The organism is Streptomyces atroolivaceus (assembly GCF_000717025.1).
Classification (GTDB): domain Bacteria; phylum Actinomycetota; class Actinomycetes; order Streptomycetales; family Streptomycetaceae; genus Streptomyces; species Streptomyces atroolivaceus.
On the sequence record NZ_JNXG01000015.1, the window covers coordinates 151,941 to 175,248 of the forward strand.

At 72.9% G+C, this 23,308-nt stretch carries 21 protein-coding genes; 7 read left to right on the forward strand and 14 right to left on the reverse strand.

Annotation, left to right across the window (positions count from 1 at the left end):
* The first annotated feature begins 18 nt into the window (after positions 1-18).
* The gene (locus OO67_RS25575; RefSeq protein ID WP_033303784.1) at positions 19-1,074 is read left to right on the forward strand and encodes a LacI family DNA-binding transcriptional regulator; all 1,056 of its coding nucleotides are present in this window, start codon (positions 19-21) and stop codon (positions 1,072-1,074) included.
* Between the two features lie 22 nt (positions 1,075-1,096).
* Here the strand turns inward: OO67_RS25575 and OO67_RS25580 are convergent, their stop codons facing one another.
* Together OO67_RS25580 and OO67_RS25585 are read right to left on the reverse strand one after the other, a co-directional pair.
* On the reverse strand, positions 1,097-3,490 hold the full coding sequence (locus OO67_RS25580) for a phage holin family protein (RefSeq protein ID WP_033303786.1): 2,394 nt from the start codon (positions 3,488-3,490) through the stop codon (positions 1,097-1,099).
* Positions 3,491-3,593: 103 nt separating this feature from the next.
* Positions 3,594-4,010 (reverse strand): hypothetical protein, encoded by a 417-nt coding sequence (locus OO67_RS25585; RefSeq protein ID WP_033303963.1) that lies wholly within the window; start codon positions 4,008-4,010, stop codon positions 3,594-3,596.
* A gap of 179 nt (positions 4,011-4,189) precedes the next feature.
* Between OO67_RS25585 and OO67_RS25590 the strand changes: the two genes are divergently transcribed.
* Both OO67_RS25590 and OO67_RS25595 read left to right on the forward strand, forming a co-directional pair.
* Positions 4,190-4,966, forward strand: a complete 777-nt coding sequence (locus OO67_RS25590; protein ID WP_033303789.1) for an MBL fold metallo-hydrolase — start codon at positions 4,190-4,192, stop codon at positions 4,964-4,966.
* Complete coding sequence (locus tag OO67_RS25595) at positions 4,963-5,583, forward strand: DedA family protein (protein ID WP_033303792.1); 621 nt, start codon at positions 4,963-4,965, stop codon at positions 5,581-5,583. Before OO67_RS25590 ends, OO67_RS25595 begins: the two co-directional genes overlap by 4 nt.
* Before the next feature lie 26 nt (positions 5,584-5,609).
* Here the strand turns inward: OO67_RS25595 and OO67_RS25600 are convergent, their stop codons facing one another.
* The 4 genes from OO67_RS25600 to OO67_RS25615 form a co-directional block, all read right to left on the reverse strand.
* Positions 5,610-6,635 (reverse strand): MBL fold metallo-hydrolase, encoded by a 1,026-nt coding sequence (locus OO67_RS25600; protein ID WP_033303793.1) that lies wholly within the window; start codon positions 6,633-6,635, stop codon positions 5,610-5,612.
* A 13-nt stretch (positions 6,636-6,648) separates the two neighbouring features.
* Entirely contained in the window at positions 6,649-7,887 is a 1,239-nt protein-coding gene (locus OO67_RS25605; RefSeq protein ID WP_033303795.1) for an aminotransferase class I/II-fold pyridoxal phosphate-dependent enzyme, read from the reverse strand.
* 118 nt (positions 7,888-8,005) lie between these two features.
* Entirely contained in the window at positions 8,006-8,854 is an 849-nt protein-coding gene (locus OO67_RS25610) for an SMP-30/gluconolactonase/LRE family protein (RefSeq protein ID WP_033303796.1), read from the reverse strand.
* Entirely contained in the window at positions 8,851-9,624 is a 774-nt protein-coding gene (locus OO67_RS25615; RefSeq protein ID WP_033303797.1) for an IclR family transcriptional regulator, read from the reverse strand. Before OO67_RS25615 ends, OO67_RS25610 begins: the two co-directional genes overlap by 4 nt.
* Positions 9,625-9,839: 215 nt before the next feature.
* On the opposite strand from OO67_RS25615, the gene OO67_RS25620 reads away from it, so the two are divergent.
* From OO67_RS25620 to OO67_RS25630, 3 genes are all read left to right on the forward strand, one after another.
* Positions 9,840-11,333, forward strand: coding sequence for a bifunctional phosphatase PAP2/diacylglycerol kinase family protein (locus OO67_RS25620; RefSeq protein ID WP_033303798.1), 1,494 nt, complete (start codon positions 9,840-9,842; stop codon positions 11,331-11,333).
* 97 nt (positions 11,334-11,430) lie between these two features.
* Positions 11,431-12,240: a methyltransferase domain-containing protein gene (locus OO67_RS25625; protein WP_033303800.1), complete on the forward strand. Its 810-nt coding sequence runs from the start codon at positions 11,431-11,433 to the stop codon at positions 12,238-12,240.
* A gap of 54 nt (positions 12,241-12,294) precedes the next feature.
* Entirely contained in the window at positions 12,295-12,648 is a 354-nt protein-coding gene (locus tag OO67_RS25630) for a VOC family protein (RefSeq protein WP_033303801.1), read from the forward strand.
* 81 nt (positions 12,649-12,729) lie between these two features.
* Here OO67_RS25630 and OO67_RS25635 read toward each other — a convergent pair whose 3' ends face one another.
* The 3 genes from OO67_RS25635 to OO67_RS25645 all read right to left on the reverse strand — a co-directional run bounded on the left by OO67_RS25635 (position 12,730) and on the right by OO67_RS25645 (position 16,071).
* A complete protein-coding gene (locus OO67_RS25635) occupies positions 12,730-13,647 on the reverse strand; it encodes an arginase family protein (protein ID WP_033303964.1) in 918 nt (305 codons plus the stop codon).
* Between the two features lie 146 nt (positions 13,648-13,793).
* On the reverse strand, positions 13,794-14,834 hold the full coding sequence (locus OO67_RS25640) for an NAD-dependent epimerase/dehydratase family protein (protein ID WP_033303802.1): 1,041 nt from the start codon (positions 14,832-14,834) through the stop codon (positions 13,794-13,796).
* Positions 14,835-14,886: 52 nt separating this feature from the next.
* Positions 14,887-16,071, reverse strand: coding sequence for an alcohol dehydrogenase catalytic domain-containing protein (locus tag OO67_RS25645; RefSeq protein WP_033303803.1), 1,185 nt, complete (start codon positions 16,069-16,071; stop codon positions 14,887-14,889).
* 298 nt (positions 16,072-16,369) lie between these two features.
* Between OO67_RS25645 and OO67_RS25650 the strand changes: the two genes are divergently transcribed.
* Positions 16,370-16,825 (forward strand): SRPBCC family protein, encoded by a 456-nt coding sequence (locus tag OO67_RS25650; protein WP_033303805.1) that lies wholly within the window; start codon positions 16,370-16,372, stop codon positions 16,823-16,825.
* A gap of 40 nt (positions 16,826-16,865) precedes the next feature.
* Here the strand turns inward: OO67_RS25650 and OO67_RS25655 are convergent, their stop codons facing one another.
* From OO67_RS25655 to OO67_RS25675, 5 genes are all read right to left on the reverse strand, one after another.
* Positions 16,866-17,954, reverse strand: a complete 1,089-nt coding sequence (locus tag OO67_RS25655; RefSeq protein WP_033303806.1) for a glutamate--cysteine ligase 2 — start codon at positions 17,952-17,954, stop codon at positions 16,866-16,868.
* A 130-nt stretch (positions 17,955-18,084) separates the two neighbouring features.
* Positions 18,085-18,318: a LapA family protein gene (locus OO67_RS25660; RefSeq protein ID WP_033303808.1), complete on the reverse strand. Its 234-nt coding sequence runs from the start codon at positions 18,316-18,318 to the stop codon at positions 18,085-18,087.
* Between the two features lie 116 nt (positions 18,319-18,434).
* A complete protein-coding gene (locus OO67_RS25665; RefSeq protein ID WP_033303809.1) occupies positions 18,435-20,210 on the reverse strand; it encodes a CocE/NonD family hydrolase in 1,776 nt (591 codons plus the stop codon).
* 139 nt (positions 20,211-20,349) lie between these two features.
* The gene (locus OO67_RS25670) at positions 20,350-21,294 is read right to left on the reverse strand and encodes a S66 peptidase family protein (RefSeq protein ID WP_033303811.1); all 945 of its coding nucleotides are present in this window, start codon (positions 21,292-21,294) and stop codon (positions 20,350-20,352) included.
* Positions 21,291-23,291 carry a S9 family peptidase gene (locus OO67_RS25675; protein WP_033303813.1) on the reverse strand — a complete coding sequence of 667 codons (2,001 nt, stop codon included), beginning with the start codon at positions 23,289-23,291 and terminating at the stop codon, positions 21,291-21,293. Before OO67_RS25675 ends, OO67_RS25670 begins: the two co-directional genes overlap by 4 nt.
* Between the last annotated feature and the right edge of the window lie 17 nt (positions 23,292-23,308).

The window sequence follows — 23,308 nt, forward strand, 5'->3', positions numbered from 1 at the left end:
ACCCGGTATAAAGACTCCATGACTGCCGACGTTTCGCCGCCCGTACGCCCCGCCACCTTGGAGGACGTGGCCGCGGTGGCGGGCGTCTCCCGGGCCACCGTGTCCCGTGTGATCAACGGTGCGACCACGGTGGACCCGGCACTGCGGCGGGTCGTGGAGAAGGCGGTGGCCACCACGGGCTACGTACCCAATCGGGCCGCGCGTTCGCTGGTGACCAGGCGGACGGATTCCATCGCGCTGGTGGTGTCGGAGCGTGAACGGCGCCCGGTGTCCGAGCCGTTCATCGGCCGGATGTTCTCCGACCCGCACTTCGGGCGCGTGGTCGCCGGACTGCTGGAGGTACTGCGGCCCGCCGGCATCCAGATGGTGCTGATGCTCGCCGACGACGAGGCCTCCCGCAACCAGCTCCTGTCGTATCTGCGCCAGGGGCATGTGGACGGGGTGGTGCTGATCTCCTCCCACGCAGACGACCCGCTGCCCGGCCTGCTCCATGACACCCGGCTGCCCGCCGTACTGGCGGGCCGCCCCCGTCGGCCCTCGCCGCTCACCTATGTCGAGGCGGACCAGCGCGCCGGGGCCCAGATGGCGGCCGACCATCTCGCCGCCCTGGGGCGACGGCGCGTCGGAACGGTCGCGGGCCCGCAGGACACTCCTGCGGGGCAGGTACGTCTGACCGGCTTCGTGGACGCGCTGGAGCAGCACGGCATCGGGGACGTGGTGACCGCGGAGGGGGACTTCACCCATGCGGGCGGGGCTTCGGCGATGCGGCAGCTGCTGCGGGAACGGCCGGACCTGGACGCGGTGTTCATCGCCTCGGACCTGATGGCGCTGGGGGCGCTGCCCGTGCTGCAGCGGGCGGGCAGGGAGGTGCCCGGAGATGTGGCGGTGGTGGGTTTCGACGACAGCAACGCGGCGTTGGCCTGCGATCCCCCGCTGACGACCGTGCGTCAGCCGGTGGAGGAGATGGCGGCCGAGATGGCCCGGCTCCTCCTGAAGCAGATCGGCAAACCGGGCGACGGCCCCGCACCGTCCGTGGTCTTCCATCCGACGCTGGTCCGGCGCGAATCCGCCTGACACCGAGGTCCTCCGGGCCGTTTCATCCGCGAGCGCCGGGTACTGCGTCGTCGGGCCCCGGTACGGCGGGGAAGGGCTCGACCGCACGGACGGGACCCCCGGTCCGGCCCGCGTCATCGGCGCCGACGGGGCCGTCGGCACGGTCGGGAGTGCCGGCGCCCGCCGGGACATCGGAGCGTGCGGGGGCGGGGACATCGGAGCGTGTACCCGCCGGGACTTCGGAGCGTGCGGGGGCGGGGACATCCGCGCCCGCCTGCCCGCCCGGGAACGGTTCGTCCACCCGTACCGCCCCGGCGAAGCCCTCCTGCCGCAGCGGCACCTGTGGGCCGGAGAGCTCTCTCAGCCAGCGGGCCAGCACCCGGTGCACGGCCTCCGCCCCCACCGGACCGGCCGGAGGCACCCCCACCGGAACGGCCGGGGACTCTCCCCGGGGGGTGTCCGCCGCCACTGCGTCGAGGGGATCCGTCAGCGTGCGCGGCCACAGCAGGAACGGCCGCGACTGTTCGCCGCCGAGCCCGCCGTGCGAGCCGATCTGCTCCTCGAAGGCGTGCACGCGACCGGTCTCGGGGTCGTACATCGAGTTGACCATGACATCCGCGACATGCGGGAATCCGTCGGTCCGCCGCACGGCGTCCGCCGCGCCGGCCCCGAACACGGCGATCGGCCCTTCCCCGTCCTTCAGCTCCGCCACCGGGATCTCCGCCCCGCCGCGGCCGAGCACCACCGACCCGTGCTTCTGGCTGCGTACGAGCAGGAAGCCGATTCCCGGATGGGCGGCGAGCGTGCTGAGCAGCGCGGGATAGCGGCGGTCGAGCTGCTCGCGCGAGGCCCTGCCCTCTATGTCCGGGAACGACAGCAGCCCGAGGTTTCCTGAGGCGAGCACGACCGGGTCGGAGGACTTGGCGGGGTGCTCCGCCTCCTGCTCCCCGGCGACCGGCCTGTGCAGGGCGATGCGTACCGCGTCGCGAGCCTCCGACGCGCTGCGGGTGCGCTGCGCCCGCCGGGGTACCGGCAGCCCGCAGCCGGCCCGCACGAGGTCCTTCAGCGTGAGGCCGTACCGCCCGGCGAAGGTCTCACCCGGGCTCTGACCGTGGTCGGACAGCAGCACGATCCGGTAGTCGCGCGGCGTGTGGTCCGCGATCTTCATGATGAGGCCCAGGGAGCGGTCGAGCCGTGCGAGGACCTTCTCCGCGTCCCTGCTGTGCGGCCCCGAGTGGTGGGCCACCTCGTCGTAGGCGACCAGGTCGGCGTAGACCGCCGTGCGTCCTGCGAACATGTCGCCGATCACCGCGGCGACCACCACATCGCGTTCCACGACGGTCGCGAACGCCCTGATGAAGGGGTACAGCCCGCCCCGGCCGACCCGGGGCGACTCCTTCCGCGCCCGTGCCCGGACGGACTGGCCGATCTCACGCACCACCTCCGCGACGAAGGACAGGGCTGTGCGGACGGCGTTGGCCGGGTCGGAGAAGTAGGCGAAGTAGCCGGCGCGTGAGCGGCGTCCCTTGCCGAGTCTGGCGGCCATCGACAGGACCAGGGCGAGCTGGTCCGCGCCGCCGCTGAAGAGGTTGCCCCGGCTCGCGCCGTCGACGGTGAGCAGGCCGCCGTCATGGGTGCGGGCGATGGCCCTGCGCTGGAGTTCGAGGGCGCTCGCCGGTCTGCTGGAGACCATGACGGTGCCGGTCTCCTTCTCGAACCAGCGGAAGGCCGGCACGTCGAAGTTGGTTCCGTGCAGGATGCCGAGCTGGCTGGCGCCGGTCTGGCTGGACCAGTCGGTGGTCCACGGAGTGAGACGGTGGCCCGCCTCGTCGGCGAGCAGACCGGCCACGGTCGGCATGAGTCCGTCGGCCGCCGCCTTCTCGAGGACGTCGTGGCCGACACCGTCGAGCTGGACGAAGACGATTCCGGGCGGGCCGGCGCGCCCCCGGTCCGCGCTCAGCGGCGTACCGCTGCGTCTGCGGCGCCGGTCGGCGAGGCGGGAGAGTCTGCGCCGGTAGGCGTCGTCGTCGCGCACCGCGAGGGCGGTGGAGGTCGCGGAGGCGACGGCGGACATGACGGCCGCCACGACGACGGCGGTCTCGGGGTTCGCGTCGCCGCGCCCGTCCGGGATGAGACGCAGGGCGATCAGCAGCAACGAGCCGTTGAGGAAGAAGACCAGGGCGCCCAGCACCAGCGCGGGCACGATGAGCAGCGCTCTGACGAGCACGGGCCACACCAGGGCGGAGAGCAGGCCGAACGCCCCGGCACCCCAGGCCGCGGTGAAGGCGGTCCTCGTGACGGTGTCGCCGTCGTCGGCCTGGAGCTGGAAGTCGGGCAGGATCCCCGCCATTGCCAGCATGGTGAGGCTGGAGACGGCCCACACCGAGATCACGCGTATGAGGGTTCCCCCCGCCGTACGCCATCGCCCGTCACTCACGCCGTTCCACCTCACGTCCGGGCCCGGTGTTCGTCATGGGCCCGCACCAAGCCTGTCACAGCCCTTCCAGGCGCTTTCCCGGCCCCCGGGCCCTCTCCGGGAATCAGCAGCCGTCGTACCCCGCGGTGGGCATGGAGAGCCGGCGGTGGACGCTTGCCTTGGTGCGCGCGGTGTAGACGGGCTCCTCCAGGCCGGCGAACTCCAGCCGTGCACCCCGCCGCTCGCACTCCGCCTCGAAGTCCGCCACCGAGACGAGCGCCCGCGCGAGCACCCGGTCGTTGGGCGCCACGAACAGCTCGACCTGCCCGTCCTCGGCGCCGGCCCACAGGGCACGGTGATCGGGGCGGAGCCCGTAGACGCGGAGCTGGCGGGTGACGACGTACCCCTGCGCGGCGGCCCAGCGGGCGCACATGGCGTGCTGGCTGCGGGTGTCGACGAGGAACGGGTCGCCGTCGAGCTCTTCCAGCGGTGTGAGACTGGCGATGGCCGCCACCCGTACGTCTTCGTTGACGTCGCCCATGAACGGATCCCCCCGCACTCGGATGCTGGCCCCGACCCTACCCCTGCCGGCCCCCTCCGTGACAGTCCGTAACCGTGCCGGTACGGGCGTGGGGGCGCACTGCGGCGTGGGAGGGGCGCGGAGCGCCTACCCTCGTACGCGTACGGGGTCGACGGGGGCATTGACGAGGAGGCGGGGCGGTGGAGGTCACCTGGTGGGGTCATGCCACCTGCACGATCGAGGACACCGGGGTCCGGGTGCTGACCGACCCGCTGTTCGCGCGGCGCTTCGCGCATCTGCGACGCCGCCGGGGTGACGTCCCACCGCCGGAGGCAGCGGTCGCCGACGCCGTCCTGATCTCCCACCTGCACTCCGACCACCTGCATCTCCCCTCCCTGGCCCGGCTCGCCCCCGGCAGCCTGCTGATCGTGCCCCGGGGCAGCCTCAGGGCAGTCCCGGGGCTCCGGCTGCTGCGGCGGGCGCGCGGGCTGCGGATCGCCGAAGTCACCCCCGGGGACGTGGTGCGGGTCGGCGAGGTCCTGATCCGCGCGGTTCCCGCCCTGCACGACGGCCGTCGACTGCCGCTCGGGCCGCACCGGGTCCCCGCCCTCGGGTACGTCGTCGAAGGGGAGGCCCGCACCTACTTCGCCGGGGACACCGGGCTGTTCGACGACATGGCCGATGCGGTGGGGCCGGTGGAGGTGGCGCTCCTGCCGGTCGGCGGCTGGGGGCCGAATCTGGGCCCCCACCATCTGGACGCGGCACGCGCCGCGCAGGTGCTGACGCTGCTGAAGCCGCAGTCCGCGGTGCCGGTCCACTACGGCACGTACTGGCCGATCGGGATGGACGGGGTCCGGCCGCACGAGTTCCACGCGCCGGGCGACGAATTCGTGCGGCACGCGGCGCGGGTGGCACCGGAAGTGGCGGTGCACCGGCTGGGGCACGGCGAGCATGTGAGGCCGGAGGCCCGTAGGTGATAGAGGAAGTACTGCGGCAGCTGCCGACGGAGTCGACGCAGCAGGCCGTTGCCTACCCGTCGTTGTTCCTGCTCGTGGCTCTGGGGTCACTGGTGCCGGTGGTGCCGACGGGAGTGCTGGTGAGTTCGGTGGCCGTGGTGACGTTGCACCAGACGTCACCGTTCGCCCTGCTCATCGTGTTCGCCGTGGCGTCGGGCGCTGCGTTCCTCGGGGACATATGCCTGTACTGGCTCGGAAAGCGCGGGGTGGCGTCCAGTCACGGTTCGAAGTGGCTGGAGGCGATCACCAGCCGGGCCGCTCCGGAGCGGCTCGCGCAGGCGCAGGAGAAGCTGGACGAGCACGGCACGGTGGTGCTGGTGCTGTCCCGCCTGGTGCCTGCGGGGCGCATACCCGTGATGCTGGCCTGTCTGCTCGGCCGGATGCCGCTGCGGCAGTTCGCCCGGGGTGATGTGCCCGCGTGTCTGGCCTGGGCGGCGACGTACCAGCTGATCGGGATCCTGGGCGGTTCGCTGTTCCACGAGCCGTGGGAAGGCGTGCTCGCGGCGGTCGCGCTGACGCTGCTCGTCAGTGGGACGCCCGCGCTCTGGCGGCGGCTGCGGGCCTGTGTGGCCGGCTGAGAGGCCGGTGGTCCGGCCGGACACGGTCAGGCTTCCAGGACGCGGGAGCCGCCGACCGGCAGGTCCCAGAGGTCGGCGCGCGGGAGTCCGGCCCGCTGCCAGGCCGTACGGAGCCGGGTCAGCGGTTCGAGCACCGGCTCGGCGGAGAGCAGGAACGTCGCCCAGTGCATGGGGGCCATCGCGCGGGCACCGAGTTCCTCGTACGCCTGCACGGCCTCTTCGGGGTCGGTGTGCACGTCCGAGAGCCACCACCGCGGTTCGTACGCCCCGATCGGCAGCATGGCCAGGTCCAGGCCCGGATAGCGGCGGCCGATCTCCTTGAACCAGTGGCCGTAACCGGTGTCCCCGGCGAAGTAGAGCTGCCGTCCCCCCGCGTCACCGATCACCCAGCCGCCCCACAGGGACCGGCAGGTGTCCAGGAGGGTGCGCTTGGACCAGTGGTGGGAGGGCACGAAGTCGAACCGGACCCCGCCCAGTTCCACCGACTCCCACCAGTCGAGCTCGGTGACGCAGGTGAAGCGGCGGCGCCGGCACCAGCGGCCGAGGCCGGCGGGGACGAGGAGCGGGGTGTCCCTGGGGAGCCTGCGGAGGGTGGGGGCGTCGAGGTGGTCGTAGTGGTTGTGGCTGATCAGGACGGCGTCGATGGCCGGCAGTTCCTCCCAGCGGACGCCGACCGGGGTGATCCGGGCCGGGGTGCCCAGGATGCGCCGGGACCAGACCGGGTCGGTGAGGACGGTGAGACCTCCGATGCGGACGACCCAGCTGGCATGTCCGGCCCAGGTGACGGCGGTCGTCCCGGGGCCGGCGGCGGGCAGCGGCCGGGGGGCGTACGGCAGCCGGTGGATGCCCCGGAGCCCCTCGGCGTTGGGGCGCAGGGCGCGCTCCCTGGCCAGACGAGTCATGCCCCTGACACCCGGGAGCGGCGCGGTGAGCCGGTCGGCGAAGCTGCGGGGCCAGGTCCGGTGCTCACCCAGGCGGCGCGGAGCGGCGACGGGACGGCCTGTGGGCGCGCGGCCGGGTCCGGCGAACGGACGCTCGGTCTGTTCCGTCATCGAGAGGCTCCTGTCATCGGAGTTCATCGAGGGCTGCTGCGAAAATGCTCAGCGCTCGGGCCACATGGGGCAATTCCAAGGGCTCCACCGCAGTGAGGGACTCCATCTGCTGCTCCGGGGTTGAGCCGAGCAGCGGGCCGGTGCTCAGTCGAACCCTCAGTGCTCCCAGCTCGTCCCCGAACCGGTGCCCGCCGGGAGCGGGGGCGCCGAGACGGTGCGTCAGGTACTCCTCCAGTTCCATGGAGTCGGTGACGCCCCGGGCCGCCAGCCGGGTGCGCAGCGGGCCGAGGTCGGCGTAGAGGTGGCGGCCGGCCTGCGGCGGCCTGGCCAGGGCGCCGACGGTGAGCACCGCGCGGTGTGCGGCGGAGGCGATGTGGGCCTGGAGGTGCGCCGCCTGCCGGATCCGGACCCTGACGGCCTCGGGTTCCCCCAGTGCGTGGGCGGCGGCCCTGGCGACCGGCTCCGCGACGAGGGCGCCGAGCGCGGTCAGGATGTCGAGGACCCTGGCGCGGCGCGCGGCGGCACGCCCGGTGGCCGGAAAGCGTGCCACGGCTACCGGCCAGGCTGACGGCGTGAGGGATCCCGCCAGGTCGGACAGGACGGTCACGTCGTCGGGGCACATCTCGGCGGGGCTGAGCAGGACGGTCTCGTGCGGCCGGTGCAGGGTGTCGCGCCAGGTCTCGTCGCTGACGATGTGGAGCCCTTCGGAGACCGCCGCCTCGCACGCCTCACGGACCAGTTCCGGCGGGGCGAGGGTCGCGGTCGGGTCGTCGGCCACGGAGATGAGGAGCAGCCGGGGTCTGCCGCCCTCGGCGCGCACCCTGCGTACGGTCTCCAGGAGGGCGTACGGGTCGGGGATGCCGCCGCACTCGGCCGGCGTGGGCACGTGATAGGCGGGCCGGCCGAGCAGGCGTGCCTGCGGCATCCAGGTGGCGGGGCACGGCCTCGGCATGAGCACGTCGCCGCCGTGGGCCGCGATCAACGCGAGCAGCAGCGGCTGGGGCCCCGGGGCCGCGGCGATGCCCTCGGGGCCGCCGTGCAGACTCCGCCGGTCCCAGTAGGCAGCGGCCGCCTCCCGCAGGATCGTTCCGCCTCCGGGCGGCTCGGGACGGGTGCGCGCGGCCGAGGCGGCGAGTACGCCGGCGAGCTCCGGCAGCACGGGGAGACCGGGGTCGGGGGCGGGCGGCCCGTACCGGACCGGACCGTGGTCCTCCCCGAGGGGGCGGGGCGGCTTCCGTTCGCTCCAGTGCATCCCGGGGCCTCCCTCCGCCTGCGTCGCCCTCAGGGCCCTTTATACGGAGGTTCCCCGGGGTCCGCCCGCGCACGGGCTCCGGACGCCGGCAGAAATACGCTCTTCGGCCCGTGCCCGCTCACCCGGCGAACGGGGTCCCCGGCAGCCCCTGTCCCGCGTCGGGCAGCACGAGCAGGGAGCCCGACAGAGGGTGCGGCGCCTCCAGACCCGTCCGCGCGGTGGACACGTACAGGTCGCGCAGACCGGGACCGCCGAACGCGCACGCCGTGGGACGCGGGACCGGCAGCTCCACGACCCGGTCCAGCCGGCCGTCGGGGGTGTGGCGCCGGATCGCCGAACCGTCCCAGAGGGCGACCCACACACAGCCGTCGGCGTCCACGGTCAGCCCGTCGGGCCACCCGGAACCGCTCTCGACGGCGGCGAAGGGGCGCCGGTTCAGGACGCGCTCCCCGTCCACGTCGAAGACGTCGATACGCCGGGTGGGGGTGTCGGTGTAGTACATGAGCCGGCCGTCGGGGCTCCATCCGGTGCCGTTGCTGACCGTGACCGTGTCCAGGACGCGGCTCACCGTGCCGTCCGGCGCGATCCGGGACAGGGTGCCTCCGCCCTCGGCCTCGTCGTAGCGCATGGTGCCCGCCCAGAGCGCGCCGTCCGGCGCCACGGCCGCGTCGTTGCCACGCCGCCCGGGAGCCGGATCGTGGACCAGCCACGAGAAGGAACCGTCGGCGTCGTACAGTCCCGCTCCGTCCCGCAGGACGACCACCAGGCCGCCTCCCGCCCGCGGCTTGGCCGCCCCGACGTGCTGGCCGGTGGCCATGACCGTACGTCGGCCGGTCGACGGCTCGTAGGTGTGGACACGGGCGGAGAGGATGTCGACCCAGATCAGCCGCCCCGCCGCGTGGTCCCAGGTGGGTCCTTCACCCAGCTCGGCCTGCTCCCGCACGGCCACCTCCAGGGCCGCCCTCATGCCTGGGGCCGGTGGTGTCCGAGCCGGCCCGACAGCGCGTCCGCGCCGCCGGCCGCGAGCTGCGCGAGTTCCGCCTCGCGCTCCTCGCTCCAGCGGATCATCGGCACGGAGATGGAGAGCGCGGCGACGACCCGTCCGGACCGGTCGCGGACGGGAGCGGCCACACAGCTCACATCCGGGTTCGACTCCCGGTGCTCCACCGCTATGCCCCGCTTGCGGACGACGGCGAGGGCTGCCCGCAGCTCCGCCGCGTCGGTGAGGCTGTTGTCGGTCATGGCGATGAGCTCGCGCCCGTCGAGGCGGGCGTCGAGCTCCGCCTCCGGGAGCGCGGCGAGCAGCAGCTTGCCGACGGAGGTGCAGTGCGCGGGCAGCTTGCGGCCGGCGGCGGAGACCATGCGGACGGCGTGCGTGGAGTCCACCTTGGCGATGTAGATGACCTCGGTGTCCTCCAGGATCGCGACGTGGACCGTCTCGCCGCAGGTCTCGGCGACCTCCCGGGCCACCTGCTGGCCCTCGGCCGCGAGGTCGAGCTGCTCGGCGTAGCGGCTGCCGAGCTGGTACGAGCGCACGCCGAGCCGGTAGCGGCCCGGCTGTTCCGGGACCGTGACCAGGTAGGACCGTGCGGCGAGCGTGGTGAGCAGTTCGTGGACGGTGGTCCGCGGCAGTTGGAGCTTGCGGGTGACCTCGGGCGCGGAAAGGGTCCCCTCCCCCTGGAGGAAGAGCTCGAGAACATCCAGCGCCCTGGTCACCGCGGGGACGAGTCGCCCCATGATTGCCCGCCAATCTCGTTCGACACTCCGGCCAATGACCGGAATCACGAACGCAGGCTAGCCGCAGGAAACTTGTCCCGGCAACGCCCTCGGCCCGGCGGAACGGGCCGGGAAGGGGCAATTCCCTGCAATCCGCCCGATTCGATCAGGATTCCGCCGAGCTCGCTGTGCGCGCCTCCTGGTTCACCGCCCGGTCGCAGGGTATTCGCTGTCCCATGTCGACGAACAGCTTCCCCTCCCCCGGCCAGTGGCGGGCCCGGTTCCACCAGCGAGATCTTGCCGCGTTCCAGCGCGTGGCACAGAGACACTGGCCCGGTGCCGACGCCGTCCTGCCCCGGCTGAGCCGCAGCGCCAACCACGGGCTGCTGTGGTTCGGAGCCGCCGCGGGCATGGCGGCGCTGGGCTCCAGCGCACGGTCCCGCAGGGCGGCACTGCGCGGGGTCGCCTCGCTGGCCGTCGCCTCCGCCGCGATCAACACCGTGGGCAAGCAGGCGGTGCGCCGGGAGCGCCCGATACTGGACCTGGTCCCCGTGATGAGGCAGCTGAAGAGGCAGCCCTTCACGACGTCCTTCCCCTCGGGGCACGCCGCGTCCGCGGCGGCCTTCGCGACGGGCGTCGCCCTGGAGTCCAAGAGCTGGGGCGCTGTCGTCGCCCCGGTGGCGGCGGCCGTGGCCGCCTCCCGCGTCTACACGGGGGTCCACTATCCGAGCGATGTGGTGGCCGGCGCGGCGCTCGGCGTAGGAGCCGCGTTCGCACTGCGGGGCGTCGTACCGACCCGCGGACAGCTGCCCGCCCCCGGGCGGCCGCCGGCCGAGGCCCCCGCACTGCCCGCCGGACAGGACCTGGTGGTGGTGGTCAACCGGGAGTCCGGCTCCGCTACCGCGGCCGCCGCAGTGATCCGTGACGCGCTGCCGCTCGCGGAGACGGTGGAGTGCGCACCCTCCGATCTGCCGGGGTGCCTGGAGAAGGCGGCGCGGGAGGGCAAGGCCCTGGGCGTCTGCGGGGGCGACGGGACCGTCAACATGGCGGCGGCCGTCGCGGCGACCCACGGCCTCCCGCTCGCCGTGTTCCCCGGCGGAACCCTCAACCACTTCGCCTACGACCTCGGGATCGAGACCGTGCACGACACGGTGACGGCGCTCACCTCGGGGGACGCCGTCCGGGTCGACCTGGGCCGCTTCCGGCCCGGCCCGAAGGGGCCGGACGGGGCGCACGGCTACTTCCTCAACGCCTTCAGCCTGGGTGTGTATCCGGAGCTCGTGCGGACCCGGGAGCACTGGGCGCCGAGGATCGGCGGCTGGCCCGCGGGAGTGCTCGCGGCTTTCGAGGCCCTGCGCGGCTCACGCCCCCTCACCGCCGAACTCCAGGGCAGGCAGAGGCCGTTGTGGCTGCTCTTCGTGGGCAACGGACTCTTCCGGCGGGTGGGCCCCGCTCCGGGCCGCCGGCACAACCTGGCGGACGGCCTGCTGGACGTACGCGTGGTGCACGGCGGCCGCACCCCCGGCCTCCGGTTGCTCGCCGCCGCGATCGCCGGGCCCCTGAGCCGCTCGCCCGTCCACGCGGCCGTACGGCGCCGCAAGGTGCGGCTCGCCGGGCTCACGCCGGGGACGCCCTACGCCTACGACGGCGAAGTCGCGCACTCCGGGACCGACTTGCTGATCGACAAGCTTCCCGAGGCACTGACGGTGTACTGCCCGATGCCCTTGTAACCAGACCGCATCATGAGACGCCCATCTCAGGATCCGACATGGCGGCGTACCGTGGCTCCATCGCCTGCGACTGAGGTCCGAGGGAGGACGTACGGCCATGCCGAAGGGAACAGCCGTCTACACACACGGCCACCACGAGTCGGTACTGCGCTCGCACCGATGGCGGACCGCCGCCAACTCGGCGGCGTACCTGATCGCCGAACTCCGCCCCGGCCAGGCGGTTCTGGACGTGGGCTGCGGGCCGGGCACCATCACCGCCGACATCGCGGCGCTGGTGGCGCCCGGCCGTGTGACCGCGGTGGACACGAACCGCGACGTACTGGACCGCGCGGCGGAAACCGCCGCCGGACGCGGCCTGGAGAACGTGGAGTTCACCACCGCGGATGTCCACTCCCTGGACTTCCCCGACGACTCCTTCGACGTGGTCCACGCCCATCAGGTCCTCCAGCACGTGGGTGACCCGGTCCGGGCACTGCGCGAGATGCGGCGTGTCTGCCGCCCCGGCGGCGTCGTCGCGGCCCGCGACAGCGACTACGCGGCCATGACCTGGTACCCCGAGGTGCCCGGGATGCGGGAGTGGCAGGAGCTGTACGGCCGGGTGGCCCGCGCCAACGGCGGCGAGCCCGACGCCGGCCGCCGTCTGCTGTCCTGGGCCCGGCAGGCCGGCTTCACCGACATCACCCCGACGGCGGCCGCCTGGTGTTTCGCCACCCCGGAGAACCGCGCCTGGTGGAGCGGCCTGTGGGCGGACCGTACGACCGCGTCGGTGTACGCGCGGCTGGCGGTGGACGGTGGCCACGCGAGTGCCGGACAGCTGACGGCGATCGCGGATGCCTGGCGCGCGTGGGGCGAGGAGCCCGACGCGTGGTTCATGGTGCCCCACGGCGAGGTGCTCTGCCGGGCATGACCGCGGGGCGGGGAACCGTCACATCCGGCGTGATCGGCAACTACCCTCGTGGGCATGGAAATCCTGGGAACCACGCTGCGTATCTGCGTCGACGACCTGGAGGCCTCGGTGGCCTTCTACGAGGGCCTGACCGGCACACCGGCACTGCGCTTCGAGCGCGGCGGGGTCTCGGTGGCCGCGATCGGGTGTTTTCTGCTGATGAGCGGCCCAGAGGCGGAACTGGAGGTGCTGCGCAAGGTCTCGGCGACCATCGCGGTCAAGGACGTCGACGAGGCTCACGCGGCCTTGAACCGGGTGGGCGCGAAGGTCGTCGCGGGCCCGGTGCCCACCCCGGCCGGCCGCAATCTGATCGCCCTGCACCCCGACGGTTCGGTCTTCGAGTACGTCGACCGGAACGTGCCCGCCTGACGGTGTTCAGCCGATGACCGCCGCCGGGGCGTGGCACCGTCGGCCGGTTCCCGCGCCGCCGCCGGCGCGCGCCCCGGACGGTCAACGGCCCTGCGCGTCGGGCCCCGACTCGGTGAAGGCGTCCACGACCAGGTCGGTGAGCAGCGCGCCGGCCGTGCCGTCGGGGTCCAGATCCGGGTCGTAGATGGTGATGTTGAGCCCCACGCAGCGGGGTGACCTGACGAGTGTGCGCAGCAGCGTGGCGAGTTCGCCGGGGAAGAGACCGCCGTCGTCCGGGCTGTCGACGGCCGGCATCACGCTCGGGTCGAGTACGTCGGCATCGAGGTGGACCCAGAAGCCGTCGAGGACGGGGACCTCCAGGGACTGGACGACTCCGCGGGCGATCTCGGCGGGCCCCCACTCCCTGATCTCCCCCACCGTCGCGTTGGAGATCTTCAACGCGGTCATCTCGGCACGGTCCTCGTCGTCATCACGCATGCCGAAGAGCCGGACGTCCTCGTCCTTGAGATAGGGCCCCAGCCCTTCCAGATCGGTGAGATCGGCCTGCCCGCGTCCGGTGGAGAGGGCCAGCTCCTCGCCGCCCGCCGCGCCGATCCGGTCGCTGTTGCCCGGGTGCCGGAAGTCCGCCGAGCCGTCGATCGCGGCGAGCCCGTAACGGCCGATGCGGCGCAGGGCCAGGGTGGCGCCGAGCTGGATCGAACAGTCACCGCCGAGGACGACGGGGAATTCGCCCGCCCTGACGTGCTCCTCGATACGGTCGGCGAGCGTGCGGGTGTACCGCGCGATGGCTGCGGCGTTGAAGACCCCGTCGCCTTCCTGCCAGTCACCGCGGTCGTAGCGGGGCGGTACGACGACACCGCCTTCGCGCGCCCCGAGCCGCTGCACGATCCGCTGTTCCCGGAGTGCGCCCGCCAGTTTGTAGCAGCCGGGTACGGTGCCAGGCGCGGGGGGCCGCAGCCCGAGGTTCGAGGGGGCGTCGAGGACCACACGTGTGCGCATGCGGACCATACTTGCCGCCGGGCGGACGGATGTCTCCCCGATCGGCCGATCATCCGTTCGGCCTGCCGGCCCGGACGGCTTCCGCCGCGGCAGGTCCGGCTCCTTCCGACGGGCCCTCCGGGCGGGCCGCGCTCATCCCCACGCGCTCATCCCCACGTCCGGCCGGCCAGCGGAGCGGTGTCCTCTCCCTCCCCGCGGGAGACGCCGTGGAGGAAGGCGCGCAGTGCCTCTGCCGCGGAGTACGCGGGCCGCCAGCCCAGCTCTTCGCGGGCCCGGTCGCTGTTCATGACGGGGAGCCGCAGCACGGCGTCGAACAGGTGCGGGGAGGCGGGCACGGCGCGCGTCCGCCACGCGGCGGCCAGAGCTCCCCGCACCAGCGCAGCCGGGGCGCGCACGACACGGGCGTCGAGCAGTTCGCCGAGCTGCCGGGCGTCGGTCACGGAGTCCGCGGCCAGGTTGAAGGCGCCCCGGACGTCGTTGACGACCGCGAGCCGGTAGGCCTCGGCCGCGTCGTCCGTGTGCAGCACCTGGAAGCGCAGCCCCTCGAGGTCGGGGACGAACGGCAGCAGGTCGGAGCGGATCAGCACGCCCGGCAGGTAGCGGCCGCCGAAGATCCGGCGCTGTTCGCTGGCGGCCGTCCTCTTGAACAGGAACCCGGGGCGCATGCGCACCACCCTGGTCTGCGGGTTCCGCAGCTCGAAGGTGTCGAGGACCCGTTCGAGATAGGCCTTCTCGCGGCAGTACGCCGCATCCGGCCACCCGTGGGTGGGCCACTGCTCGTCCACCCCCGGTTCCCGCTTCGGCCCCGGCGAGTAGGCGCCCACCGACGAGGCGTGGACGAGGACGGGGACGCCCGCGTCCCGAACCGCGCCGAAGACCCGCAGCGAGCCCTCCACATTGCTCCGCCAGGTGACGACGGGGTCGTGCGTGGGCTGGAAGCGCCAGGCGAGGTGGATCACGGCGTCGGCGCCGGCCAGGTGCTCCCGCAGCCGCCGCGGACTGTCGCCGTGCTCGAGATCGACCGTGCCCCACTCCACGCCCGGCACGGTGAGACCCGGCCGCCGTCGCGCCAGGCCGAGGACCGAGGCGACGGAGGGATCCTTCACCAGTGCCCGGACGACACTGGTCCCGACGTTCCCGGTGGCGCCGGTGACCACCACGCGCCGGCCCCGGGGTGCGTTCGTCATCGCTCCTCCTGTTCCCCGCACCGGACCACGGCCCGGCGGGACACGGGGACGGTCACGGCATGAGCAGGGTCTTCACCATGCCGTCGGCCTTCTTCTGGAACGTCTCGTACGCCTTCGGTCCTTCGGCCAGCGGCAGGTGATGGGTGGCGAAGCCGTCCACACCGAGCGGATCGTCGTCGACGAGCAACGGCAGGATGGCCGGCACCCAGTTCCTGACGTTGGCCTGCCCCATCCGCAGCTGGATCTGCTTGTCGAACATCTTGAGCAGCGGCAGTGGGTCCACAGCACCGCCGTAGACACCGGAGACGGACACCGTGCCGCCCCGGCGCACCAGGTCGACGGCGGCGAGCAGAGCGCTCAGGCGGTCGATGCCCGCACGCTCCATGAGGACGCGCGCGGCCGGATCGGGGAGCATGCCCACGGCCCACTGCCCCGCCCTGGCCACGGGCGCCCCGTGCGCCTCCATTCCGACGGCGTCGATGACCGCGTCGGTGCCGCGCCCGACGGTGAGGTCGCGCACCGCGTCCGGCAGGTTCTTGCCGTACTCGCGCAGGTCCAGAGTCCGGATGCCTCGCGCGGTGGCCCGCTGCAGGCGGTCGGACACCAGGTCCACTCCGATGACCAGCCCCGCACCGCGGTGCAGGGCGATCCGCGCGGCCATGTCCCCGATCGGTCCGAGCCCCAGGACCGTCAGGCTGCCGCCGGGGGGCACGGCCGCGTACTCGACCGCCTGCCAGGCGGTCGGCAGGACGTCCGACATGTAGACGAAGCGGTCGTCGGGGGGCCCGTCGGGGACCTTCACCGGCAGGGTGTTGCCGAAGGGGACGCGCAGCAGTTCGGCCTGTCCGCCGGGCACCTGCCCGTAGAGCTTGGTGTATCCGAACAGTGCGGCGCCGCTCCCGTACTCCCGGACCTGGGTGGTCTCGCACTGTGACTGGAGCCCCTGATCGCACATGAAGCAGTCGCCGCAGGAGACGTTGAACGGGACCACGACGCGGTCGCCGGGTCTGACGGCGGTCACCTCGCGGCCGGTCTCCTCCACGATGCCCATCGGCTCGTGGCCCAGGATGTCACCCGGCGTGAGGTAGGGGCCCAGCACCTCGTACAGATGCAGGTCCGATCCGCAGATACCGCTCGATGTGACCCTGACGATGATGTCCGTCGGGTGCTGGATGACCGGGTCGGGGACCGTCTCCACACGGACATCCCGCCGTCCATGCCAGGTCAGTGCACGCATGCGCCCACTCCTCGCTCGTCCGGATGGGTTCGTTCGCCGCCATGTTCTCCTCCATCCGTTCTACCGCGCGTCCGCTCCCGCGGTGAACCGGACTTCCAGCGGATTACCGGCCGCCGGGAACAGCGGGGCGCTGCGACTGCCCGTAGGACGGCCGGCGTCCCGTTAGGCCGATCGGGTGATCCCCGGGAAGTCCCGCCCGGGCTCGCGTCCGACGTGCGGCTCCGGCCGTGCCGCGTAGCATGGCTGGTGACTTCGCCGCCCTTCCCACCCGTCCTGATGTCCGTGCGTGGAGGCGTCCATGGCCATTCGCCACCAGCTGATCAATCACCCGCCCTCGGCCCTGTGGTCCGTGCTGGAGCAACCCGTTCTGTACGGGAAATGGGTCGTGGGGACGCAGGACTCACGCCTCCTGGAAGGGCAGTGGCCCGAGGTCGGCGCCTCGATCGAGTACACCGTGCGCCTCGGCCCGAAGGAGCTCCAGGGCCGCACCACCGTGCGGCGCCTGGAGCGTCCGGGCGGGCTCGAACTGGAGGCCTACAGCGGGCTCCTGGGCACGGCGCGCATCGCGTTCGACATCCGTCCCTGGGGCGACGGGACCCTCGTCCTGCTCGACGAGCACCCGCTGCAGGGGCTCGGCGGCATCCTCCACAACGTCGCCCTCGACGCGGTGCTCCAGATCCGGCACCGCGCCATGCTGGGGCGGCTGGCCGAGGTGGTCGACGCGCAGGTGGCGGACCGACGTCCTGCCGGGTGACCGGTCGCCGCCGTCCGCGCCGGCGGACGGTGGCCGCGAGTCACCCGCGTGTCCTGGCCGCGCACTCCGTCACGACGGTCCGGAGACTGTCCGAACCCTCGAGCAGTTCCCGCTGGGCCCGGGCCCCGGTCCCGCGGGTCAGCACGGCCCGCAGCGCCTTGTCCGCCGGCCCGATGTCCTCGCTGTCCTCCAGCGCGTCGCCCACATGGGCGAGGAGGGCCTGGGCTACGTCGGCAGCCGGCTCGGGGCGCATGGTGAGCGGATGGAGCAGCTGCCCCTCCATACCCGACCGGGCCGCCTGCCAGGCAGCCATACGCAGCACGGTCACCGGGACCGGGTCCGGCGGGTCGCCGGCCCGCCATGCGCGCGCCGCCGTCTCGACCAGGCCGCGGGCGAGCGTGGCGAGCAGCACGGTGTCCGCCGGATCCAGGCACACGTCCGCGACTCTGAACTCCACCGTGGGGTAGCGGTGCGAGAGCCGTGCGTCGAAGTAGATCATCCCCTCGTCGCGCAGGACTCCCGTGCCGACCAGCGCCCGGACCTGCTCGTGGTAGCGCTCCGCGGAGCCGAACAGGTCCACCGGACCCGCCGATGGCCAGCGGCCCCACACCCTGCTCCGGTAGCTGTCGTACGAGGTGTCCTGGCCCTGCCAGAAGGGGGAGTTCGCGCTCAGCGCCAGCAGGACCGGGAGCCAGGGCCGTACCCGGTCGAGCACGGCTACGCCCTCTTCGTCCGACTCCACCGACACGTGCACGTGGCAACCGCAGGTCAGCTGCTCCTGCGCGGTCAGACCGAACCGCTGCGCCAGCCATCGGTACCGTTCGTCCCCTCCGATGGAGGGGCTGACCGGCATCGGGGAGGTCGCCAGGGCCGCCACGGCGGCCCCCGCCTCAGCCGCGCTGTGTGCCGCCTCCGCCCGCCAGCGACGGATCTCCTCCGCCAGGTCCTCCATCCTGCCGCGCGGCTCCGTGGCGAACTCCAGCTGCTGGTCGTGCAGTTCGGACTCGAAGACGGAATCGCCCTCCGCGCGGCGTTCCGCCAGAGCCAGCACCGCAGTGGACAGTGCCCGGGGGTCTCCGCTCTCCGCGTCGACGAGCAGGAGCTCTTCTTCGACACCGACTGTCCGCACTTTCGTATCCTCTCTGCCGCCCGCCGTCCGGTTCGCCCGTAGCGGGTCTTGACCCGCGCATACCCCCGGCGGCACCTTTCAGGCTGCCGCGCCGGAGACCGGGTGGGCAAGAGGAGGATGAGGCCGCCCCCTACCGGGCGGCCCGCCTGCGGAACAGGTAGGCCCCGCAGAGCCCGCCTGCCAGGAAGACCCCCAGCAGCGCGGCCCAGAGGGGCATCGTGACCTTGGGGATGATCACGCGGATGGTGACCTCGGCGGTGTTCACGCAGATGAAGACGATCGTCAGCACCGCCAGGAGGGTGACGACGATCCGGGCGGGGCTGAACGGGCCCGCACTACCGCTGGATGCGTCCTTGGGGCTCATGAGCGGCCCTTTCGCTGGGGTCCTGGGGTCCGGGGACCGGGAACGGCGGTTCCCGGACCCCAGGATGCCTTCGTCCGGGGGCCGGGGACCGGCGAGCGCGGCCGGACGAGTGACCGTCAGCCGATCACGGGGAGCTCCAGGACACCGGTGTCCTGCGGGGCACTGACCACGGTGACCGGCTTGATGCCCCGGTTGCCGAAGTACGCCGTGTCGCTCCCGGCGATCACGAACCGCAACCGGTGACCGGCCTCGTAGCGGTGGACGATGCCGGGCAGCTCGACGGTGAAGGGGCGGGTGACATCCGGGACGCGTACCGGAGCGACGAGGCGGTTCACCAGCTTCTGGGTCCCGTCGGGTGCCACGTCGTACACCTTGGCGAACAGCACCAGCTTGTCCGCCGCGTCGCCGCTGCCCTGCACCCGTTCCGTCTTCGGGGAGACCACCTTCAGAGTGGCCTTCGGCGCCCCGACGACGTCCACCGGCCCGGTAAGCGGGGCACTGGTCCAGCCGAGGTAGGTTCCCTCGGTGTCGTACGGGGCCGGGTCGGGCAGCCCGGTCAGTCCGGCCAGGGAGCTCTCGGAGTGGCTGGTCGGCAGGAGCCAGTTGGTGTACTGGCGGCTGCCGCGGGTGACCTCGGAGCGGCTGTCCACGAGAGCGCCGTCGCCGGAGAGGTACATCGTCCGGGACAGGCCCGGCACCGCTGCCGCGGTGCCGTAGCCGCTCTCCCAGTCGCGGTAGTAGGCGAACTCGGGTCCGGTGGAGGCACCTTCGTCATGGTGGAGGTAGCGGTCGAACCAGGCGAGGACGCGCTGCCCGACGTAACTGGTCTCCAGATTGCCCGTGCCGAGATCGAGCTCGCCGGGCCCCGAGCCGCCGCTGTGGCCCCAGGCCTGCCAGATCATCTGCGTCGTCGTGCCCTGGGCCTCGAGTGCCCGGTAGGTGGCTGTGGCCTCGTTGAGGTTGAACAGGCTGTCGGCCTGGCCCTGGACGAGCAGCGTGGGCGCGGTGACGCCGGTCAGGTAGGAGGCCGGTGACACGCTCCGTGCGTACGTCAGCATCTCCTCGGTCGCGGCGGCGGGATAGCGGCCGGAGTTCAGCAGCCGGATGGTGTCGCACGCCTTCGCGGCGAAGTGCAGACAGCCGAGGCTGCCGAAGCGCGACGGGTCGAGGCTCGGGACCAGCAGGGGCTGGCCCTCGCCCATCAGGTAGAAGCCGTTGGTCCACTGCCACTTGAAGACGCCGGGCGTGTCGGAGGAGACGCCCCGGGACGCTCCGGTGGCGTTGGGGGCGAGCGAGTACGCCAGGTCGTTCCAGGTGATCAGCGGGACGAGTGCGTCGACGCGGTGGTCGGCGGAGGCGGTGGCGAGCTGGATGGCCCCGCCGTACGAACCGCCGATCATGCCGACCACCGGGTCCCCCGGTGCGTCCGAGGTGACGTAGTCGGCCTTGGTGCCGTCGTCGGCCGCGCGTGTACCGGCGAGGAAGTCGACCAGGCCGGAGGCCGCCTCGCCGTCGATCGCGGGGTCGTCGAGAGTGATGAGACAGCCGGACCCGCCGAAACCCAGGCCCGAGTAGACGAGACTCACGTAGCCGCGTCCGGCGAAGGACCTGCCGATGACGTCGGTGGAGCCGTCGCTCTTGCTGCCGCCGAATCCGTTGGTGGCGAGGACGGCCGGGGCCGGGTGCCGCGCGTCGACACCGGCAGGCCGGTAGAGATCGGCGTCCACGGTGCAGGACCGGTCACCGGCCTCCACGGTGAACTCCAGTGAGGTGACGGTGTATCCGTCGGCCGCGGACGCCGAAGGGGCTCCGGTCAGTGCGAGCGGGGCGATGAGTGCCGCCCCGGCGAGCAAGGTGAGAGGACGGCGGAATCCGGGCACAGCACGCAACACATGGGCCTCCACACCGAGGACACATTACCGGCCGGTAAGTACCGGGCCAGGCCCATGTTGTGACACACGTCATAGCGATGTCAACGTAAGGGAGCGGGTTCTCCAGGTCACCCCGCCCCGCGCCCGCCGCTCCCGGGGCTCAGACCAGCGCGGGCACCTGGGCGGTGAGCGTGCACCGTCCTCCGCCTGACGGCGCGTCGAGCACCGCGGGCACACCGAGCGGAACGGTCAGCGCCGTGGGGCCGTGACCGAAGCCCAGCTCCTCGACCACCGGAATACCGAGACCTCCGAGCCGGTCCGCGAGCACGGCCCGTACCCCTTCGTACGGCCCGCAGGCTTCCCACGACCCGCAGACCACACCGGTCGCCCCGTCGAAGGCGCCGATGCGCAGCAGCCGGGTGAGGATGCCGTCGAGCCGGTACGGCTCCTCCCCCGTGTCCTCGAGCACGAGCAGCCCACCCAGGGCGGAGGCCCGTGCGCGCGGGGTGCCCGCGTCCGCGGCGAGCAGGCTGGCACAGCCGCCGTAGGTGATCCCCCGGGCCGTGCCTGGGACCAGCGCCGCGGCGGCGTCCAGGCCCAGGGTCTGCACCGACTCGGGCTCGAACAGGGTGGATCGCAGGGCCTCCTGCGTGGCAGCGTCCTTCAGGAAGACATCGGTGGCGATCATAGGGCCGTGCAGCGTCGAGAATCCGGCCCGGAGGGAGAACGCCTCGTGCAGCACGGTTATGTCGCTGTAGCCGACGAAGACCTTGGGTCCGGCCGCCCGCATCGCGGGCCAGTCCAGGAGATCGACCATGCGGTGCGCGCCGTAGCCTCCCCGGGCACACAGCACGGCGTCCACCGACGGGTCGCACCAGGCTTCCTGGAGGTCACGGGCACGGTTCTCGTCCGTACCGGCCAGGTGGCCGAGTCGCGGGTGCGTGTCGAGTGCGTGGGGGGCGACGACGGGGTCGAGGTCCCATCCGCGCAGGATCTCGAGGCCGCGTTCCATCCGTTCGGCGGGCACGGGGCCGCTGGGGGCGACGACAGCGACCCGGGCTCCGGGCCGCAGCCGGGGCGGACGGGCGAGAGGCTCCAGGGTCACTTCTTCAGCTCCAGCCGGGGCACGTCGGGGCGGTCGATGCCGAACGTCTGCGCGTACAGGGAGAGTTCGGCCTCCAGCGCGCGCCTCACCGTGTCGGCACGACGGAAGCCATGACCCTCACCCTCGAAGGTGAGGTAGGCGTGCGGGACCCCGCGTCCGTCGGTCGCGGCGAGGAACCGCTCGCACTGGACGGGCGGGCAGATCGGGTCGTCGAGTCCCTGCAGCAGGAGGAACGGCGCGGTGAGCCCTTCCGTCCGGTTGACGGGCGACCGCTCCCGGTAGCGCTCGGGAACCTCGGCGTACGGGCCCACGAGCGATTCCAGGTACTGCGATTCGAAGTCGTGCGTCTCACCGGTCGCCCAGCCCTCCAGATCCAGGATCGGGTAGCTGATCGCTCCGCAGGCGTACACATCCGTCCCTGTGAGGGACGCGGCGGCGGTCCAGCCCCCCGCGCTCCCGCCCCGGATGGCCAGCCGGTCGCGGTCGGCCGAGCCCTCCTCGGCCAGCCCCAGCGCGACGGCCGCACAGTCCTCCACGTCGACGACGCCCCACTGTCCGCGGAGCCGTTCGCGGTAGGCGCGGCCGTAACCGGTCGAGCCGCCGTAGTCGACCTCGGCGACGCCGATGCCCCGGGAGGTGAAGTAGGCGATCTCCAGGTCGAGCACGAGCGGGGCGCGGCCGGTGGGGCCGCCGTGCGCCCAGATGACGTAGGGCGGCAGCTCACCGTCGGGCCCGGTGCGGCCGGGGTGGCGCGGAGGGTACACATGGGCGTGGATCTCGCGGCCGCCGGGTCCGGTGAAGGTCCGGATCAGCGGCTCGGGGCAGTAGGCGGGGTCGACGGCGTCCTGGTGGGGCGCCCCGATGGTCCGGGTGTGCCCCGTGGCCGTGTCCAGCTCCACCACCTCGTAGGAGGTGTGGGGGCTCGCGGCGATACCGATGACCCTGGTGTCCTGCACGGCGAGCGTCTCGGCCCACGCGGTCCAGGGGCCCACGGCGTCGACGAGGTCGCCGGTCTCCGGGTCGAGCACACCGAGCGCGGTGGTGCCCCGGCCGTGGATGACCGCGATCAGGCCGTTGTCCATGAGCCGGAACCAGCAGAGGCCGATCTTCCACAACGGCCCGCCGAACTCCTCGCTCCGGCCGGTGCAGAGCCGGCTCGTGGGAACCACCGCGCCGGCGACCGCGTCGGGCCTGATCCGCTGGAGCTCCCACCAGCCCCCGACGTCCGACACGAAGAGCAGTGAGCCGTCCCGGTCCCACTCCACCTGGACGACCGACTCGTCGATGTCGCCGACGAGGGGCCGGGCACCGGTGAAAGTGCCGTCGCCGGTCACCTCGGCCGTCATCACGACGGTGCCGTCCCACGGCATCCGCGGATGGTCCCACGTGATCCAGGCGACGCGGCTGCCGTCGTGCGACAGTCTGGGCCCGGTGACGAACCGGTTCCGGTCGTCGGTGAGTTCGCGCACGGCGCCGCGGTCGTCTGCGGCCGACCCGTCCAGCGGGACCGCGGCGATCACCCGTCGCACATCGGTGGGCGATTCACCGGTGAACTCCTCCAGCACGCACCACACCTCGTCCCGTTCGAGGCGCAGCTGGGGGTCCACCCAGCGCAGTCCGCCGCCGGCCTCCGACACGGGGGTGAGCGGCCACGGCTCCCCGGGGCCGTCCGGCGCGTAGGCGTACAGCCGCTGGTCGGGGAAGTGCACGAAGACGACCAGGGGCCCGCCCTCGTCGCGCGCCGCACCGGCCCACGGCACCCCGCCGTACTCGATGACACGGCTGCGGGGGTTCCACGGCTCGGGCAGCACGCAGTGGGTGGCGCCGTCGGGCATGCGGCGGACGAGAGCACGGCGGCCCCCCTCGGCCGGGCGCGGTTCCGTCCACCACACCTCGTCACCGACGGTGCCGACGAATTCCGGCCGGCCGTCGTGCGAGGCGGTGAGCGCCGCGTCGATCGGTGACGGCCATGTGCCGTACGCCGCTGTGGACACCATGGTCGGTTCCCCCCTCT

Excerpts from the sequence above, each read along its gene's own strand:
- OO67_RS25675 (WP_033303813.1), bottom strand. The coding sequence starts at position 23,291 with ATGGTGTCCACAGCGGCGTACGGCACATGGCCGTCACCGATCGACGCG.
- OO67_RS25645 (WP_033303803.1), bottom strand. The coding sequence starts at position 16,071 with ATGCGTGCACTGACCTGGCATGGACGGCGGGATGTCCGTGTGGAGACG.
- OO67_RS25610 (WP_033303796.1), bottom strand. The coding sequence starts at position 8,854 with ATGAGGGCGGCCCTGGAGGTGGCCGTGCGGGAGCAGGCCGAGCTGGGT.
- OO67_RS25605 (WP_033303795.1), bottom strand. The coding sequence starts at position 7,887 with ATGCACTGGAGCGAACGGAAGCCGCCCCGCCCCCTCGGGGAGGACCAC.
- OO67_RS25635 (WP_033303964.1), bottom strand. The coding sequence starts at position 13,647 with ATGCGCACACGTGTGGTCCTCGACGCCCCCTCGAACCTCGGGCTGCGG.
- OO67_RS25585 (WP_033303963.1), bottom strand. The coding sequence starts at position 4,010 with ATGGGCGACGTCAACGAAGACGTACGGGTGGCGGCCATCGCCAGTCTC.
- OO67_RS25575 (WP_033303784.1), top strand. The coding sequence starts at position 19 with ATGACTGCCGACGTTTCGCCGCCCGTACGCCCCGCCACCTTGGAGGAC.
- OO67_RS25660 (WP_033303808.1), bottom strand. The coding sequence starts at position 18,318 with ATGAGCCCCAAGGACGCATCCAGCGGTAGTGCGGGCCCGTTCAGCCCC.
- OO67_RS25620 (WP_033303798.1), top strand. The coding sequence starts at position 9,840 with ATGTCGACGAACAGCTTCCCCTCCCCCGGCCAGTGGCGGGCCCGGTTC.
- OO67_RS25600 (WP_033303793.1), bottom strand. The coding sequence starts at position 6,635 with ATGACGGAACAGACCGAGCGTCCGTTCGCCGGACCCGGCCGCGCGCCC.
- OO67_RS25650 (WP_033303805.1), top strand. The coding sequence starts at position 16,370 with ATGGCCATTCGCCACCAGCTGATCAATCACCCGCCCTCGGCCCTGTGG.
- OO67_RS25630 (WP_033303801.1), top strand. The coding sequence starts at position 12,295 with ATGGAAATCCTGGGAACCACGCTGCGTATCTGCGTCGACGACCTGGAG.
- OO67_RS25615 (WP_033303797.1), bottom strand. The coding sequence starts at position 9,624 with ATGGGGCGACTCGTCCCCGCGGTGACCAGGGCGCTGGATGTTCTCGAG.
- OO67_RS25625 (WP_033303800.1), top strand. The coding sequence starts at position 11,431 with ATGCCGAAGGGAACAGCCGTCTACACACACGGCCACCACGAGTCGGTA.
- OO67_RS25640 (WP_033303802.1), bottom strand. The coding sequence starts at position 14,834 with ATGACGAACGCACCCCGGGGCCGGCGCGTGGTGGTCACCGGCGCCACC.